Origin of the sequence: Bacillus sp. FSL M8-0266 (assembly GCF_038613425.1) — a bacterium.
Classification (GTDB): Bacteria; Bacillota; Bacilli; order Bacillales; family Bacillaceae; genus Bacillus; species Bacillus pumilus.
Window position 1 is genome coordinate 3,160,616 of record NZ_CP152015.1, and the last position, 15,961, is coordinate 3,176,576.

15 protein-coding genes are annotated in these 15,961 nt (G+C 44.4%); all 15 read right to left on the reverse strand.

Annotation, left to right across the window (positions count from 1 at the left end; genetic code table 11):
* Positions 1-14: 14 nt before the first annotated feature.
* Entirely contained in the window at positions 15-1,340 is a 1,326-nt protein-coding gene (locus tag MKY83_RS16390) for an MATE family efflux transporter (protein ID WP_342487489.1), read from the reverse strand.
* Between the two features lie 257 nt (positions 1,341-1,597).
* The gene (locus tag MKY83_RS16395; RefSeq protein ID WP_342487490.1) at positions 1,598-2,413 is read right to left on the reverse strand and encodes an ATP-binding cassette domain-containing protein; all 816 of its coding nucleotides are present in this window, start codon (positions 2,411-2,413) and stop codon (positions 1,598-1,600) included.
* Positions 2,414-2,426: 13 nt separating this feature from the next.
* Entirely contained in the window at positions 2,427-3,242 is an 816-nt protein-coding gene (locus MKY83_RS16400; RefSeq protein ID WP_181462029.1) for an ABC transporter ATP-binding protein, read from the reverse strand.
* A 4-nt stretch (positions 3,243-3,246) separates the two neighbouring features.
* Positions 3,247-4,080: a nickel ABC transporter permease subunit NikC gene (gene nikC / locus MKY83_RS16405; protein WP_044138986.1), complete on the reverse strand. Its 834-nt coding sequence runs from the start codon at positions 4,078-4,080 to the stop codon at positions 3,247-3,249.
* On the reverse strand, positions 4,077-5,021 hold the full coding sequence (gene nikB / locus MKY83_RS16410) for a nickel ABC transporter permease subunit NikB (protein ID WP_044138987.1): 945 nt from the start codon (positions 5,019-5,021) through the stop codon (positions 4,077-4,079). Before nikB ends, nikC begins: the two co-directional genes overlap by 4 nt.
* Positions 5,022-5,039: 18 nt before the next feature.
* Entirely contained in the window at positions 5,040-6,662 is a 1,623-nt protein-coding gene (nikA, locus tag MKY83_RS16415; RefSeq protein ID WP_065097994.1) for a nickel ABC transporter substrate-binding protein, read from the reverse strand.
* A 149-nt stretch (positions 6,663-6,811) separates the two neighbouring features.
* Positions 6,812-7,990, reverse strand: coding sequence for an aminotransferase class I/II-fold pyridoxal phosphate-dependent enzyme (locus MKY83_RS16420; RefSeq protein WP_065098089.1), 1,179 nt, complete (start codon positions 7,988-7,990; stop codon positions 6,812-6,814).
* A complete protein-coding gene (locus MKY83_RS16425) occupies positions 7,990-8,676 on the reverse strand; it encodes an acetyltransferase (RefSeq protein WP_268506837.1) in 687 nt (228 codons plus the stop codon). Before MKY83_RS16425 ends, MKY83_RS16420 begins: the two co-directional genes overlap by 1 nt.
* Positions 8,639-9,232 (reverse strand): sugar transferase, encoded by a 594-nt coding sequence (locus tag MKY83_RS16430; RefSeq protein ID WP_278176653.1) that lies wholly within the window; start codon positions 9,230-9,232, stop codon positions 8,639-8,641. Before MKY83_RS16430 ends, MKY83_RS16425 begins: the two co-directional genes overlap by 38 nt.
* Before the next feature lie 20 nt (positions 9,233-9,252).
* Positions 9,253-10,767: an MATE family efflux transporter gene (locus MKY83_RS16435; RefSeq protein WP_342487491.1), complete on the reverse strand. Its 1,515-nt coding sequence runs from the start codon at positions 10,765-10,767 to the stop codon at positions 9,253-9,255.
* Between the two features lie 28 nt (positions 10,768-10,795).
* Positions 10,796-11,824 carry a polysaccharide pyruvyl transferase family protein gene (locus MKY83_RS16440; protein WP_065097990.1) on the reverse strand — a complete coding sequence of 343 codons (1,029 nt, stop codon included), beginning with the start codon at positions 11,822-11,824 and terminating at the stop codon, positions 10,796-10,798.
* Positions 11,825-11,829: 5 nt separating this feature from the next.
* Positions 11,830-12,852: a glycosyltransferase gene (locus MKY83_RS16445; protein WP_065097989.1), complete on the reverse strand. Its 1,023-nt coding sequence runs from the start codon at positions 12,850-12,852 to the stop codon at positions 11,830-11,832.
* A gap of 27 nt (positions 12,853-12,879) precedes the next feature.
* The gene (locus MKY83_RS16450; RefSeq protein WP_113768101.1) at positions 12,880-13,983 is read right to left on the reverse strand and encodes an EpsG family protein; all 1,104 of its coding nucleotides are present in this window, start codon (positions 13,981-13,983) and stop codon (positions 12,880-12,882) included.
* Positions 13,984-13,997: 14 nt separating this feature from the next.
* The gene (locus tag MKY83_RS16455) at positions 13,998-15,128 is read right to left on the reverse strand and encodes a glycosyltransferase family 1 protein (protein WP_065097987.1); all 1,131 of its coding nucleotides are present in this window, start codon (positions 15,126-15,128) and stop codon (positions 13,998-14,000) included.
* The gene (locus MKY83_RS16460; RefSeq protein ID WP_268453903.1) at positions 15,121-15,960 is read right to left on the reverse strand and encodes a glycosyltransferase; all 840 of its coding nucleotides are present in this window, start codon (positions 15,958-15,960) and stop codon (positions 15,121-15,123) included. Before MKY83_RS16460 ends, MKY83_RS16455 begins: the two co-directional genes overlap by 8 nt.
* Between the last annotated feature and the right edge of the window lies 1 nt (position 15,961).

Sequence of the window (15,961 nt, forward strand, 5' to 3'; positions counted from 1 at the left end):
ATGAACACCCTTTGTCATGATGGCAAAGGGTGTTTTTCATTTGCGAAAAGCTTCTGATCCAGCCTTGATTTGTACATCATCAAAAAGCCAGACCGTCCGGTAGTATAGATGATAAAGGCAAACCATAATCCGTGATTATGCCAAATAGGCGTAACCGCTGCTTGAACAACGATAAACAAGATCATCGCAAACAGCATTGAATTTCTGACAGGGGCAATTTCTGTCGCACCTGTAAATACACCGTATATGACCAAACCGAAACAAGCGGCAAACGGATAGAGAACGAGCCAGTCTGCATAGCCTAATGTCACATCTAAAAGACGGGGAAGATTTGTAAACAAGCCCAAGATCGGCTCTTTTAAGAGAAAATAAACCGACGCAATTAGGCATGCCATGACAAGTGCCCACTGCCTCGAAAGGGTTAAAGTTCTCTCATAAAGGGTGCGATCATTTGCCCCAACTGATCTCCCCACAAGGATGCTGGATGCATTGGCAAAACCATCGAACAAATAAGCCATGATGTAGTGAATTTGAAATAAGATGGCATTGGCCGCCAGCATCTCTGTTCCAAAAGAAGCACCTTTTGCTGTAAACATGTTAATCACGACAAGCAGACAAATCGTCCGAATAAACAAGTCTTTATTCACATGAAACATTTTCTGAACTGCCTGTGTATCCATGATTTTCTTAATAGCCGGCATCTGGAACCCGTTTTTTGAATGTTTCATGATGATCCATGCGCCTAATACAAAGGCGGTTAATTCAGATATCAATGTCGCGGCCGCCACCCCTTTGACTGCAAACGAAAACACATGAACAAGCAGGAGGGCAAGGACCATATTCATGACATTGATCAAGATTTGTAAAGAGAGGGCTTCTTTCATTTTTGCCATTCCCATCAGCCAGCCTAATATCACATAATTCATTAAGGTAAACGGCGCACCCCAAATCCGAATATGAAAATAATCTGCTGCAAATTGCCGTACATCCGCAGCCGGAGAGATCACGAGAAAAGCAGATTGAATAATGGGCCATTGTAGGGCAATAAAACAAAGGCCGACAATGATGGCGATTAAAAAGGGTCTTAGAAAAGCAAGTACGCCCTGCTCTTCACTCTGCGCCCCGTTTGCCTGAGCGGCAAAAGCAGATGTACTCACCCGCAAAAAACCAAAGAGCCAATAGAGTGTACTGAAAATGAGACTGCCAACCGCGACGCCTCCAATATACGCGGGGTTGGCAAGCTGACCGACAACTGCTGTATCAACAGCTCCAAGTAATGGAGTGGTCATCGTTGAGATGGTTAAAGGAATGGCTAAAGCTAAATACGCTCGATGGTTCACGATGCCACCTGCCTTTCATGAAAAATAGCCTCTTCTAAAAGAGGCTTAGATTGTTGACAAAGTGCTAAAATGATTTTTATTTTAGCACTTTGTCTTCTTTTCAGCGTGATAGAAAACCTTTGAAGTCTAGGAAGGGCGAGCACTGGCGCGGAGCGAATTGAACATTCGTGAGCACCAGCGCGCAGACCTGACAACGAATGCGAGGGTTTGTCTACACGCTGAGCCTCTTCTAAAAGAGGCATTGATGTAATGAAGATTTATCGAACCGGTCTGCCAATTGTTCGGGACAAAGGATGGTCTGCGAGCATTGCATCTCTCATCTTTTGCACCGCTATCTCTTCAGATGAAAAGAAATCATCCTTTGATCGAAATTGAGCAACAAGTTCACCTTGATCTAATATCGCCAATTGATCACTTAAGTGATAGGCTGCCGTCATATCATGTGTAATAAATAAGTAAGCGACACCTAGTTCCTTCTTTAATTCTACTAATAAATCTAAAATGACACCCTGTGTGACCATGTCTAAGCTGCTGACGGATTCATCCAGTACGACGAGCTTTGGCTGCAGCAATAAGGCTCTTGCAATGTTGATCCTTTGCAGCTGGCCACCGCTGAATTGATGCGGATATTTAGACAAGTCCTTTTCGCTGAGCCCGACTCTTTCCAGCCAATGGATCAGCACGATTTTGCGTTCTTTTCGGCTCATGGTTTCATAGTTTTCAAGCGGTTCGGATAAAATTTGTTCGACTGCCCACCTTGGATTCACCGCCGAGTACGAATCTTGAAACACCGCTTGCACATGCCGGCGATAATGTTTGCGTGTTCTTTGATCTGCACAATAAATATCCTGCCCTTCAAAAAGAACCTGACCGGCTTTTGGCTTCTCTAGACCAAGTATGATACGGCCTAGCGTGCTTTTCCCTGCGCCGCTTTGCCCCAGCAATCCGACGCACGTGCCTTCTTCAATGATTAAATTGACGCCGTTTAAGACTTGGTCTGCGCCTTTTTTTCTCATCAGAAACGACCGGCTGTTGTATGAATGACTAACTGCTTTCACTTCTAATAAATGCAAGGGCCTTCTCACCTCAAATCGGGCAAACAGCTGGGATGGATGGACGAGCTGCTAATAGTTTCTTTGTATAATCATGCTTGGGGTTTTCAAAAAGCTCAAGCACTTCTGCTTTTTCAACCATTTCTCCCTGTCTCATGACAACAACCTGATCTGCCATTTCTGCAATGACGCCAAGGTCGTGAGTAATGAGCAAAATGGCGGTTCCATACTCATGACGAATTTGGTTCAGATGCTCAAGCACCAGCTTCTGTGTGTGTACATCTAAAGCAGTTGTTGGTTCATCTGCTATGAGGAGAGGCGGGTGCATACAGGCAGCCATGGCAATCATGACACGCTGCAGCATGCCGCCGCTTAGTTCAAAAGGATACTTGTTTAACAGCTTATCTGGCTGCGGCAGATTCATCTGCGCTAACGCATCCATTGCCTTCGCTTTTGCCTGCCTTTTACTGACAGTGGTATGCCGGCGGATGGTTTCAATCAGCTGATGACCGATCGTCCATACTGGCGTAAAGCTGTTCATTGGATTTTGCATAATATATGAGATGTCTTTGCCCCGAATAGAGCGCATAGCCCTTTCACTCATACCGATCAATTCTCGTCCTTGTAATGTGATGCTACCAGTAACATCCGTTGTTTTCCGGTCAAGCATATGTAAGATCGACATACTTGTCACCGTTTTCCCGCAGCCGCTCTCACCTATTAATCCAACGATTTGACCTCGCCCTACTTCAAACGATACGTCCTGAATAAGAGAGGTTGTCCCATGAGGCGTTTTCGTCTGCACATGCAGGTTCTCTATTTGTAAAATGGACTCTTGCACATTGATCATTCCTTTACACACGGCGTTTGATACCATATTTCTCTGAAAGGGCTTCTCCTAGTAAATTAAAGAGGACGACGACAGCCATGATGACAAGACCTGGATACAGCATCAACTGAGGATTCGTTTGAATATACGATTTCCCTTCATGGATCATCGCTCCCCATTCAGGCATAGGAGGCTGAACGCCTAATCCGAGAAAGGACATCGCTGAAATGTCCATAATTGCCCAGCCCATTTCGAGTGTGCCAATGACCGCGAGTGGCGGCAGGACATTTGGAATCATATGCTTTCTCATGATGTTCCAGTGGGATGTTCCGCTAATTTTCGCAGCAGCAATAAAGTTCTGTTCTTTTAAACTTAGCACCATCCCTCGGAAGACGCGAGCATAGTATACCCACTGCACAAGCATCAAGGCAAGCACTACTTGAGAAAGTCCAGGACCGAAGATGCCGACTAATCCGAGGATCAGCACTAGGTTCGGGAATGCCATGATCCCGTCGCAGATTCTCATTAAGACGTGATCGATCCAGCCACCTTTGTAACCTGACAACAAACCAACGATTAACCCAATCAATAAAGAAGAGAGAAAGATTAATAACGCACAGCCTAGTGAAACACGTGCACCATATAAAATTCGAGATAAATTGCATCGGCCTAATTGATCTGTCCCAAGAGGATACTCCCACGAAGACCCCTTTAGCTTCATCGCTAGATTGACAGCCGCCGGATCATGTGGAGCGATCCACGGCGCACATATTGTCACAATCAGCAATAGACCAAGGAGCACCACGCAGATCGAGATCAGCTTTTGATGAGAGAAGAGATTTTTTCCTTTTGTCATCATGTCTGGCGGCCTTCCTTTCTGGAAATACGGGGGTCAATGATCAGCTGAAGTAAGTCCACAATCAAGCTGCTCAAGATAAAGATACATGCTGCCATGAGGACATAGAATTGAATGACCGGCAGATCCCGGTTAAAGATCGCTTCAATAAAGAAACGCCCAAACCCTGGCCATGAAAAAACTGCCTCTACGATAATGGTTCCTGTCAGCAGCTTGCCAAGATTCACCCCAAGCCCTGTCAGCATTGGCGATATCGCGATTCTCAATACATGCTTGAACATGATCGACCGTTCCTTTAATCCTCTGATTCTCGCATATTGAACAAACGGCTCTTGAAGCGCCTCACTCACACTTGATCGTAATAGCCTTGTATACATCGCAATTAAAGGGACGGCCAGTGTGACCGACGGCAGGATGAGATGCTCCCATGTTCCCACCCCTTCTACCGGTAGAAGATCGAGCTTCACTGAAAAAAAGAAGATGAGCAAATACCCCAAGACAAACGTAGGGATAGATGCTCCTAAGAAAGAAATGAGCCGGCTCACATGATCAACGATGCCATTTTTCCTCATGCCGCTGAAAAAGCCGAGTGGAATGCTGACACAAATTGCAATCAGTAGACTAGTCAGCGCCAATTGAATCGTCGCTGGTATTCTATAGATCACCTCATTGAGCACAGGCTGGTTGGACATATATGACTTGCCAAAATCAAGATGAATGACTTTTTCAATGGTGTGAAGATACTGCATATAAAACGGTTGGTCTAAACCAAATTCACTTCGTTTTTGCGCTAATATTTCATCCGTTGGCTGGATATGAGCCGCTGCTAAATATGCCTCAGCCGGGTCAACTGGCGAAAGGTGAATCATACCAGTCGTGAAAAGAGTGGCTAATAAAAATACAGGGATGATTGATAGCATGCGTTTGACGATATAGCGGCCCATTTCCTAACCTTCCTTCTATTACTTCAGCTTAATACCTGTGAATGGATGTTCGTCGCGATTTGCTGGGAACTCAAAGTCCTTCACATTTTTTTGATAAACGGCTGTCTTTTTAAAATAAGAGATTGGCACAATTGCCCCTTGATCCTGTAATGAAGATAAGACAGACGAATAAAGTGCTTTTCGTTTGTTTTCATTGGTTGTTGATGGAATTTCGCTCATTTCTTTGATCAGCTTGTCCTTATTTGGATAGGCTGAGATGGCTTCTTTGAATCCAAAACCATCTGATGAGACGACGTTCATAAATGTATGCGGATCATATGGCGCTCCGTAGTTGCTAAAGAAGTTCATATCAAACTTATTAGCTTTAAAGCGCTGCACCTGTGTTGCCAGTTCCACACCTTCAAGTTTGACACCAACGCCAATGGCACCCCATTCTGCTTGAAGCGTCTCAGCCATCGCTTTTTGAATCGATTCTGCTGAATCATACATCATACTAAATTCAAGCGTTTTTCCATCTTTTTCACGAACGGTTTTTCCTTTTGGTAGTGTCCAGCCTGCTTCATCCAGCAATGCTTTCGCTTTGTCTACATCATATTGGAACGACTTCACCTTAATATCAGATGTGTAAGGCATGTTGGTCGGCAATATGTGATCTGCTTCATCCTCTAAGCCAGAGGTGACACCTTCTACCATTGATTTCTTATTGATCGCATATTGAAGGGCATGTCGCACTTTCTCATCTGACAGCTGATCGACTTTTGTGTTCATGACAAGCTGTCTCGTTGCTACAGGCTCTGACATTTTTGTTTCATACTTACCGCTCGCCTCTAACTGTTTGTAGGCATCCAGGCTAATGGTTCCTTCTCCGTAAAGGATGTCTACATCACCTTTTTCAAATGCCATGACTCTCGTTTCCGCATCTGGGATGACCTTGACTTTGATTTCTTTGACCTTTGGTTTTTCTCCCCAATAATGATCATTTCGTTCGAAAATGGCATAGTCATCTTTTTGATATGTTTTTAATACCCAAGGGCCTGTCCCCACTGGTTTTTCAATTCCTTTTGACGTATCACCGTTTTTAGGGAAGCCTGCTTCGCCTAAGAAACGAACCGGGCGGACAACGGCTAATTCTTGAACAGTTGGATAATATGGCTCTGTTAATGTGAGTTTAAACGTTTTCTTGTCTACTGCTTCTGTCTTTTTGATCTTTTTTATCACACCTAACCAGCTATGTATATCCTTGTTTTTTAAGATGGAATCAAAGTTCTTTTTCACAATGTTTGCATTAAACTCAGATCCATCTGAAAATGTCACTTTGTCTCTTAGATGGAACGTGTACACCTTGCCATCCTTTGACACATCCCATGATTTCGCTAATTCAGGTTTTAGCTTTCCATTCTTTTGATAGCTGACCAATGGCTCATAAATCATTGATTGCGCGAACAATTGTGATGGGTTGTATACGTGCGGATTCATTTCGCCAATATCTCTCGGCCAAGCCATCGTGATCATGTCAGGATGATCCTTGTTTCCATCTGCCCCATTGTTTGCTTGAGAACAGCCTACTAATAAAAAGATAAGCAGGAAAGGGATGACTGTATTTATTTTAATTTTCGGAAAAAATTGACTCCTAATAAACATAAGATGTTCCTCCTAATTGATGCTGATAATCATTTTCATTTTAAGGAGGAAGGACCCCGTTGTCAATATCATATTTAAAACGAATTGACAATAAATAAACCTATTTATTCCACAAATTGATGAATTTGATAAAAAGAGAGGCAGGCTGCTTACGAGTGAGCAGCCTGTGAAGAGGTGAAGGTTTTTTCTCGCAGGGCATGACGAAGTGTGTCAATGATACGATCCTGTTCAGCGTCTGTCATACTTGTTCCAGAGGGGAGACAAAGCCCTGTTTCAAATAACAATTCAGATACGGGAGTGCCTTTCGCCGCTGAATAAAAGGGACAATCACGAAAGAGCGGCTGTTGGTGCAGCGGCTTCCATACACGCCTTGCTTCAATCTGTTCTTCTTCTAGTGCAGCAATGATGTCCACTGGAGAGGTTCTTTTATCGCGATCAATGGTCAATGTCGTCAGCCAGCGGTTGGACTTGGTGTCTTGATATTCAGACATGAAATAAAGACCCTCTACTTTAGATAACGCATCCTGATACCGCTTGAAAATGCGGCGCTTTTGTTCAACACGCTCGTCCAATATTTCCATCTGAGCAATCCCGACGCCTGCTAGCAGGTTGCTCATGCGATAGTTGTATCCTATTTCTTGATGCTCATAATGCATCGCGCGCTCTCTTGCCTGTGAAGCGAGAAAGCGGCAGCGTTCGATCGCAGCTTCATCATTACTCACAAGCATTCCGCCGCCTGATGTTGTAATGATTTTATTGCCATTAAACGAATAAATGCCGAACCTGCCCATTGAGCCGCTTTTTTTTCCTTTATATAGAGCACCTAACGATTCAGCCGCATCCTCAATGACTGGCACATCATATGCTTCACACAACGCCAGGATCTCGTCCATTTTTGCGCTTTGTCCATATAAATGCACGACAATGACTGCACGGGGTCTTTTTCCAAGTCGTTTTGATTCCACAAAGGCTTTCTCTAAAGCAAGCGGGCACATATTCCATGTATCCCTTTCAGAATCAATAAAAACGGGCGTGGCTTGTTCATATAAAATCGGATTTGCAGTTGCCACAAATGTGAGGGTGGAACAAAAGACAATGTCCCCTTTTTCAACGCCAATAAGCTTTAATGCGAGGTGAATTGCTGCTGTTCCAGAAGATAAAGCCGCTCCTGCATTCACTCCTGCATAGCGCGCGACTGCCTGCTCAAATTCATTCACAAGAGGTCCAAGCGGTGCAATCCAATTACTCTTGAAAGCTTCCTCTATTTTCAAATACTCTTTTCCGCTCATATGCGGTGGTGATAAGTAAATCCGTTTTCTTTCTTGCATCATTTCCCACCCTCTCTCCGATCTTTGATTTCTATTGCAGGAATGCCTACAGCGACTTTCTGATCGTGTATATCTCTTGTTACTGCGGCTCCTGCGCCAATGATTGTCCAGCTTCCGATTGATGTCCCGGGTATCACAACAGCACCTGCCCCAATATGGGTTCCCATTCGTACAGACACACAGCCAGTTAACACTGCTCCCGGTGACAGATGGACAAATGATTCGAGTATACAGTCATGCTCTACGATAGATCCTGTGTTGATAATCGCATGTTCACCGATTACTGCATCTGCTTGAACTACTGCCCTTGCCATTACGACAGCTCCTCTTCCAATGACCGCTGATGGACTTACGACCGCCTGTGGATGGATGAGTGTGGAAAATGCCGTGTTTTTAAAGGAGAGGCGTTCCTTTACTAACTGTCTGCTCTCATTTTGTCCGATCGCAATCAGCCATTTCATATGTGGCATTGTCTCTCTCAGCTGTTGACTCACGGAGATCGGTCCATACAAGATACTGCTTTGAGTCGTAGTCTCTTCAAATTGATCATCTAATACGGCACATAATGAGTAATCGGGATGGGCAGCAATCATTTCTTGAATGACTTTGCTATGCCCGCCAGCCCCAATTAAACCAATCGGTTGCTCTTTACATATCGGTTCCTTTGAATTTTTCAGCTGTGGCATGATGCGGCTGCTGCACCCCCTCTGTTTTGATCACTTTCAGCAAGGTCATCCATAAAATTTTCATATCAAGCCAAAATGATTGATGCTCGACGTACCAGAGGTCATAGGTGAATTTCTCCTCCCAGGAGATCGTGTTCCTTCCATTCACCTGTGCCCATCCAGTAATGCCAGGCTTGACAAGATGGCGCCTTGCTTGCTCCTCTGTATACATCGGTAGATATTCCATCAGAAGCGGCCTTGGTCCAACGAGACTGAGCTCTCCTTTTAGGACATTGACTAGCTGCGGCAATTCATCAAGACTGAGCTTGCGAATCAAGGCGCCGGTTTTTGTTAATCGAAGATGATCTGGCAGGAGCACCCCGTGCTCGTCACGCTCATCGGTCATCGTCCGAAATTTATATAGCATAAATGGCTGGCCATACAGACCAGGCCGCTTCTGCCGAAACAACACAGGCCTCCCAATTTTCCACCGAATCAGTCCATAAAGCAGAAGAAAAAGAAGACTGCCTGCGATGAGCAGCGTCAATGCCACCATCACATCTAACATTCTTTTCATCATGAAATCTCCTTTTCTCACTAGCGGGAAACAGCTTGTTTTACCTTATGCACCAGCTGCTGCCGCTCTCGTTTTGTTCCTGCAAATTGATACAAGTAGCCCATATAAAGAAAGAAACATAGACCGCCAATACAAAACAGCTCCCACCAGGACGTCACGTCATAAATCGCTTGAATTCCTGCACAGACGCCCCAAATCATGAGCGCTCCTGTAAGTGGAACCATCGTATGTTTGTAAAAGATGGTGCGTTTCTGATTCGTGATGCGGGCCGTATAAAATGGCAGAAACACAATATTTTTGATCAATAAAACAATCGCTCCCGCTGATGCAATGCCGTATAAACCAAGGTGAAGCGTATGAGTCAATCCATAGGCAAAAAGTACATTGGATACACCTAATATGAGCGTGACCACCGCTGGAACCTTCAATCGATTAAAAGCGGTCGGCACATATGTCAGCGGTAAAAACATCAAGGTTAAGCATAAATAAGCAGCATGAATCATAAGAAGCCATTTCAGCTCTTCAAAGGCAGGTCCAAGCCATAAAAGCATGAGCGGACCGGCAAGTCCTCCTAGCAGAGCGGCCGGAAACGCGACAAATAATCCGCTCCACTTAATGGCACTGGCTGCATATTGAATGAGACCTTCTTCATCTTGATTCGAGTAAAATTTCGTAATCGTTGGGGCAAATACAACCGCCAATGTCCCTGCGAGTGTGCGTAATAATAATGGAAATTGTAATATCGCCGCATACTGTCCCGTCGCTTCCGCTCCAATGAGCAGATTCGTCATCAATAAATCAATCTGTAAAAATAGCAAAATCCCCATTTGCTCAAAAGAATGCCAGACCCCTGATCGAACAAGTGTGAGACTAGAAGATAGTGAAACGTGCCGCCACTTAAACGAAAACCAAGGGATGAGTTTTTTTAAATAATAGATACCAATTCCCATAGCCCCCAAGCTTCCTATCACAGCCGCAAGTGGAATATGCCAGATGGCGGGTGCCATCCATGTAAACAGCAGCACAATCATCAGTGCCCTCAAAAACATTTGAATGGCCTGACCAATACTTGATACATATAACTTATTCGCATAAAACGGCGCAGCCCCAATGCCGGACATGACAAAATTGAGCATAAATAAAAGACCCCCTAATATAAAGGCGGTCTGTGTGTCCTTGGCGAGATCATCAGGCACATGAAGCCACTCTACCAGCTGGCTGGACATGAACAGACAAAACAAAAAAAGGCTAATCGATAAAAAAATGGAACTGACGAAATAAGATGAGAGATAGCGCTGCGCCTTCTCCATTTCTCCTTTATGAGCCGCCACAGAAAAAAAGCGCACCACCACAGCACTTAATGACGCCGTAATAACCGATAAATAGTTGATCATATTTTGCGTCAGATGGATTAAGCCGAATGCTTCGACTCCAAGTGTATGAACGATATACGGTGTTAAACAAACAGACATAAGCATCATCAAGACAAACGTCATGATGTTTGCACTGGCATTGTAAAGAAACGCTCGATTCATTTTGATTTCACGCAGCGTGTAAAAGCCTTCATCCAGCTTCCTCTCCCTTTTGTCTGCTCGTTTTCATCAGCTGATGAATCGCCTCTTTCACAGACGCCTCATTCGGTTCTTTTAATAGCGTCAAAAACGGAAGATGAGCCACCCATTCATACCCTTCCATCACCTTATGATCAAACGACCTGAGGACAACACACGGTGTTTGCGTAATCGCACAAAAAATCATGCCGTGAAGCCGGTCTGTCACGACGACCTGTGCCTTACTTAACTCTTTCCATAAAGCAGATAATTCATCTAAGCGAGTCGTTCGATCCACTCGTTTGCCAATTGTCGTTGTGATCAAACCGACTTGATCAAATGTCTCTTGAATATGCTGCTTTAGCTGCCGCCGCTCCTTTTCAGTGAGATACGCTTCCTTATCCTCTCGCAAACAAAGTAAAACCCCTTCACGTTTTTGTTCCTTGTTTGATTCATCTAATGTCAGCACCATATCAGGCTGTTTCCACACATCTTGATCAGGGAAGTGCTGCTTCATCCAAGTGTAGGTTGTTTGATCTCTTGCCATGAGAAGCAGCCTTGGATGATGTTTGTATGTTTGAATGGCGCGGCGTTCCTCTCTTTTTCCTCTCTTTGTTTCTGTAAAATGGGCAGTGGCCGGCAATTGAATCACCGGATAGGACTTGAAGGTTTTCATGATAAATTGTCTCGTCCATTCTTCATAACGGTATAAGTCCCCCATATTGCCCCCACCGATGATACAGACGATATCTTCTGGGTGCCGCATACGCTTTAACGGACGGGCGAGGCGATAGATCTCCTTCATGTCCACTTCCATGATGTCGTAGGCGGGAAAGTACTCTTTTAAAAAACAATAACTCGCATAGGCAATCGCATGATCCCCTAAATTATCATGTCCTGGCAGCAGCGTGAGAATGATTTTCTTCTGATGACTCCGCTCTGGCAGGCTTTGGCGGCTCAGTCGATATTCAAGCGGATATTTAACCTTTAAGAGCAGCCACTCTGCGGCGTGCGCCTTCAATTGCTGCAATGTCAATCTCATCACCCCTATTTCCTTGTTTGATATTCGATCCATTTTTGATAGCTAGAAGCGGCGGCAGACAGCGGATAAACCAGCCGGCACTTCGCAAGGAATAAAATCATTCGCTTTCGAGCGGTGAGCTTCGATGGTTCCACTTGTTTGACAGCATGCTGAAAAGCCTCGTGTGTCACCATTTCCCGCATGTGATCAAGCTTTTCCCGAAGAGAGAGTGCATTTTGGCTCTTCCATTCGTTGAGCATACAATGAAGGGTATGATTGACAATAAAAAAATCAAGTGCCTTTTCATACAGAGAGATGTCATCATATTCTGTCAAAAACAAGCGCTGCGCATGATAAAAGGTTAGTCCATGATGAAAATACTGCTTCTGATATCGCTGCACAATAGAAGACAGATGAACCCGGTAGTAATAAAGAGGTTCATGAACAAAGGCAATGCCGCGTGATAAAGAAAAACAGCGCAGCGTCACATATTGATCTTCTATGTTCTCAAGTTCCCCCCGCAGCGGAAATCGAATGTGATGTTCTTCGATAAAGGCACGTCGATACAGCTTATTCCATGAGAACCCCGTAATGTCTCCATGCAATAACGCTTCAATTAAACTCGTTTTTTCGGCCGACCGCTCGGCTAACAACGTCGTTGGTATGGTTCGCTTTGACTGTTCAAATTGAATCCAGTACTCACTGACAACTAGATCTGCGCCGGTCATTTCAGCTTTTTCATACAAGGCTTCGCAGTAATGAGGCGCTAGAATATCATCTGAATCAACAAAGGCAATATACGTGCCCTTTGCTTCTTCGATGCCCCGGTTCCTCACAGCGCCTAACCCTTGATTGGTTTGATGAATGACCCGAAACCGCTGATCTTGCGAAGCAAATGCTTCAAGATATTCTCCGCTATGATCTGTAGATCCATCATTTACGAGAATGACCTCTATATTTGAAAAACTTTGATCTGCAATTGATTGAAGGCATTGCTCCACATACTGACTCGTATTGTAGACTGCGACCAATAGACTGATAGCTGGCATTACAACATGCCCCACCTTTCTCAAAATCTACTTTGTAAATATCGTCCTGTACGGTAACACAGATGAATCGAACGGCATCAGCATGATGCTGTACAGAATATAACAAACAGCAATCCCTACATAGATAAAGACATTAGACCGCTGATCAAAAATGCGTGTGAAATACGGCAGTAAAATAAGCTGATACAAGCCAAAATAAATGTGAAATCTTGCATAAATGACATCCTTTGTGGCAAGGATCCCAAACAAGAAACCGAGCAAACAAAAATTCACAACGTAATCACTCTCAGGCGTCAGCTCACGAAGCCGTTTTCGATAAAGAAAAGCAAGCAAAAGCGGCAAAATCAATACACCGATTTTTGTCACATTCATTCCATTTGTATTCGTTGTGAGCCATTCCTCGTAATGCCCATACGAACTGCCTTGCAGCATCACGACAAACACGGAAACAAATCGGTCATAAAGAGCGGTTAACCCTAAGAAAATCATGCATAAGACCAGCATCATCCATGACCACGATTTTGTTCTCACGATAAAATACACAGGAATCATGATAAGAGCCGATGAATGAAACAATGAACATACGAGGACAAGCGGAAAATACAATTTCCACTGACCATTGATCACAAGACGGATGGCGTAAAAAAGAACCGCCGCCACCATATACTGACGCATGCCATTAAACGAAGCGTAATAATGAAAGGTGCCGAGAAAAAGCAGCATACTCAGCTCAAAGGGACGGCCATATTGAATGAGCGTCTTGATGATAAAAAAATAAGTGATCGCCCCAACCGAGATATACATGATTTGCGGATCATGGGACAGTTGATTGAGCATCCATAAAATAAATGTAAATCCTGGGTCAGTGGCCGCCTTGTCCACACCAAATCCGAATATGTGCCAAGGCTTTTCATAATTGATGGAGAACTCATACATCTGTCCATATGTGACAAAATCGGTTCCTACTTTGTACCGAATACCAGCGACAATACAAAGAAACAAAAACGGAAATAACACGAGAATCTTGTTAGGCCGCCATCCGCTTTGAATGGTATCATCACGCCTGCCGTAAAATGCGGCAAAGCTCGACCATAAATAGACCATGATCATGTTCACCAAATATACCGCCATCTGCCATTCCTTCCTTACAGTCCATATCCATTCATCACACGTGTGATGTTCTGTTTGACATCAAATCCTCTTTGTTCAAGCTGGTACGTAATGGTCTCTTGAAGAGGAGGCTCTGCATGATACGCTTCAAGCACCGCCTTCATCCATTCATGCGCGGAATCCCGCAGCGACATTCTTTTCACAAGACCGCAGCCTAAATCTACTTCCTCTGTAATATGATCTGAAATCACACAAGGCAATCCAGATGCCTGTGCTTCCACTAAAACAAGCGGAAGGCCTTCAAACAAGGAAGGCATGACAAAAACATCAAATGCTTTCATATATTCTGGAACGTCCGATACGACGCCTGTAAAGACAATGTTGTCTAACAAACCGGCCTTCTCCGCATATGATTCAACCACCTGCCTCAGCGGTCCATCCCCTACAAGGACGAGCTGAAATGAGACCCCCTGCTTCTTTAAGGTCTGTGCCAGTTCCATAAAAAAAACGTGATTTTTTTGTTCATGAAAACGGCCAATATGACCTATCACCATACTCTTTTCCTGAAGACCCAGCTGCTTTTTGATCTTCACCTTTTCTTCTGGATCAGGCTGAAAGAAAAGGGATAAATCAATCCCATTCGGCAGCACCTCAACCTGTCCATTCTTCATTTTTTTCTGCCCAAATAAAAAGGAGCCGGCATCCTCACCGCATGCAACAAGCTTTGTAGAAAATGCAAAAATCAGCCGGCGAAACCCTTTGAGCATCATATGGTCTACCCAATTTGGCGACTGTTTCCAAGCTGTATTATGCGAATGACAAATCCGCACCTTCACACCCGCCAATTTCGCAGCAAGGGCAGAGAAGCCTGTTTGAAAATCTGTATGAGCATGCACTGCTTGATACGGTCCTGTTCGTTTGATCGTCTTTGTCAAAGTTCTAACAAATGCCAAAGGAGAGGAAGCCCCAATACTCGGGACATAAAAGATACGTCCTCCGAGCCTCTGAATTTCCTCATCATAATCACAGACCTCCTTCCGGTGGGTAATGAAGTCAAATTGGAGGACATTTCTATCGAGTGCACGATAGATGTTCATGATCATCGTTTCAGCTCCGCCGCGGTTCATCCCGCCCACAATATGAAGTACACGCTTTGGCTCACTCATCCCGAATCGGCCTCCTTTTCAACAAAGACGCCTCCAGCTTCCGCTGGTGATAAAATTTCATGATCTTCGGTGATAAACAGGCACGGACCACCGGCTTTAGCGCAAACAAATAATGAACCGGCGGCAATTTTAATAACCAGCATGCTTTTAAAACGAGCCAAGCATTATCTATCGAATATTGAAACTTACGACGCTGAAAAGCCGCTTCATCCTCTCTCACAAGGTATAACGGCTCTTGTAAATTAAAGCCTTTTCTCCCCGCAGCAAAAAAACGGATCCACAGATCAATATCTTCCATCCGTCTCGTTGTTTTCACAGAGCGATATCCATTTAAAGCCTTGTACGCAGCCGCCCTCATCATAATGGTTCCATGACAAAAAGGCGTCCCTCTTGCCAGCACTTTTCGATCAGGCTCTGAAATCAGTGTACGTACACCTTTTGTACCCGATTCATCAAACACGGTCATCGCCGTCCCGACCACATCATATTCAGGATGTGATTCAAGGAAATGCACCTGTTTTTCTAAACGATCAGGTACTGATATATCGTCGCCATCCTGCCTTGCAATCAAGTCTCCCCTCGCTTCAGCTAGACAGCGATTCAGACTGGCAGCGAGTCTTTGATTATGCTCATTGCGGATAAGGCGAATTCTTTCAGGTTCTCGTTTTATATAGGACAGCACTTTTTCATAGGTGCCGTCTGTTGATGCGTCATCACATATGATGAGCTCCCAGTTGTCATATGTTTGATGAAGAATGGATTCAATACTTTCTTCTACTGTGTCTTGGCAATTGTAGACGCCCATGATGATAGACACCTTTGGCTTATGCATG

Excerpts from the sequence above, each read along its gene's own strand:
- nikC (WP_044138986.1), bottom strand. The coding sequence starts at position 4,080 with ATGATGACAAAAGGAAAAAATCTCTTCTCTCATCAAAAGCTGATCTCG.
- MKY83_RS16400 (WP_181462029.1), bottom strand. The coding sequence starts at position 3,242 with ATGATCAATGTGCAAGAGTCCATTTTACAAATAGAGAACCTGCATGTG.
- MKY83_RS16435 (WP_342487491.1), bottom strand. The coding sequence starts at position 10,767 with ATGAATCGAGCGTTTCTTTACAATGCCAGTGCAAACATCATGACGTTT.
- MKY83_RS16450 (WP_113768101.1), bottom strand. The coding sequence starts at position 13,983 with ATGGCGGTATATTTGGTGAACATGATCATGGTCTATTTATGGTCGAGC.
- MKY83_RS16460 (WP_268453903.1), bottom strand. The coding sequence starts at position 15,960 with ATGCATAAGCCAAAGGTGTCTATCATCATGGGCGTCTACAATTGCCAA.
- MKY83_RS16430 (WP_278176653.1), bottom strand. The coding sequence starts at position 9,232 with ATGAAAAGAATGTTAGATGTGATGGTGGCATTGACGCTGCTCATCGCA.
- MKY83_RS16420 (WP_065098089.1), bottom strand. The coding sequence starts at position 7,990 with ATGCAAGAAAGAAAACGGATTTACTTATCACCACCGCATATGAGCGGA.
- MKY83_RS16445 (WP_065097989.1), bottom strand. The coding sequence starts at position 12,852 with ATGCCAGCTATCAGTCTATTGGTCGCAGTCTACAATACGAGTCAGTAT.
- nikA (WP_065097994.1), bottom strand. The coding sequence starts at position 6,662 with ATGTTTATTAGGAGTCAATTTTTTCCGAAAATTAAAATAAATACAGTC.
- MKY83_RS16455 (WP_065097987.1), bottom strand. The coding sequence starts at position 15,128 with ATGAGTGAGCCAAAGCGTGTACTTCATATTGTGGGCGGGATGAACCGC.
- nikB (WP_044138987.1), bottom strand. The coding sequence starts at position 5,021 with ATGGGCCGCTATATCGTCAAACGCATGCTATCAATCATCCCTGTATTT.
- MKY83_RS16425 (WP_268506837.1), bottom strand. The coding sequence starts at position 8,676 with ATGCCACAGCTGAAAAATTCAAAGGAACCGATATGTAAAGAGCAACCG.
- MKY83_RS16440 (WP_065097990.1), bottom strand. The coding sequence starts at position 11,824 with ATGAGATTGACATTGCAGCAATTGAAGGCGCACGCCGCAGAGTGGCTG.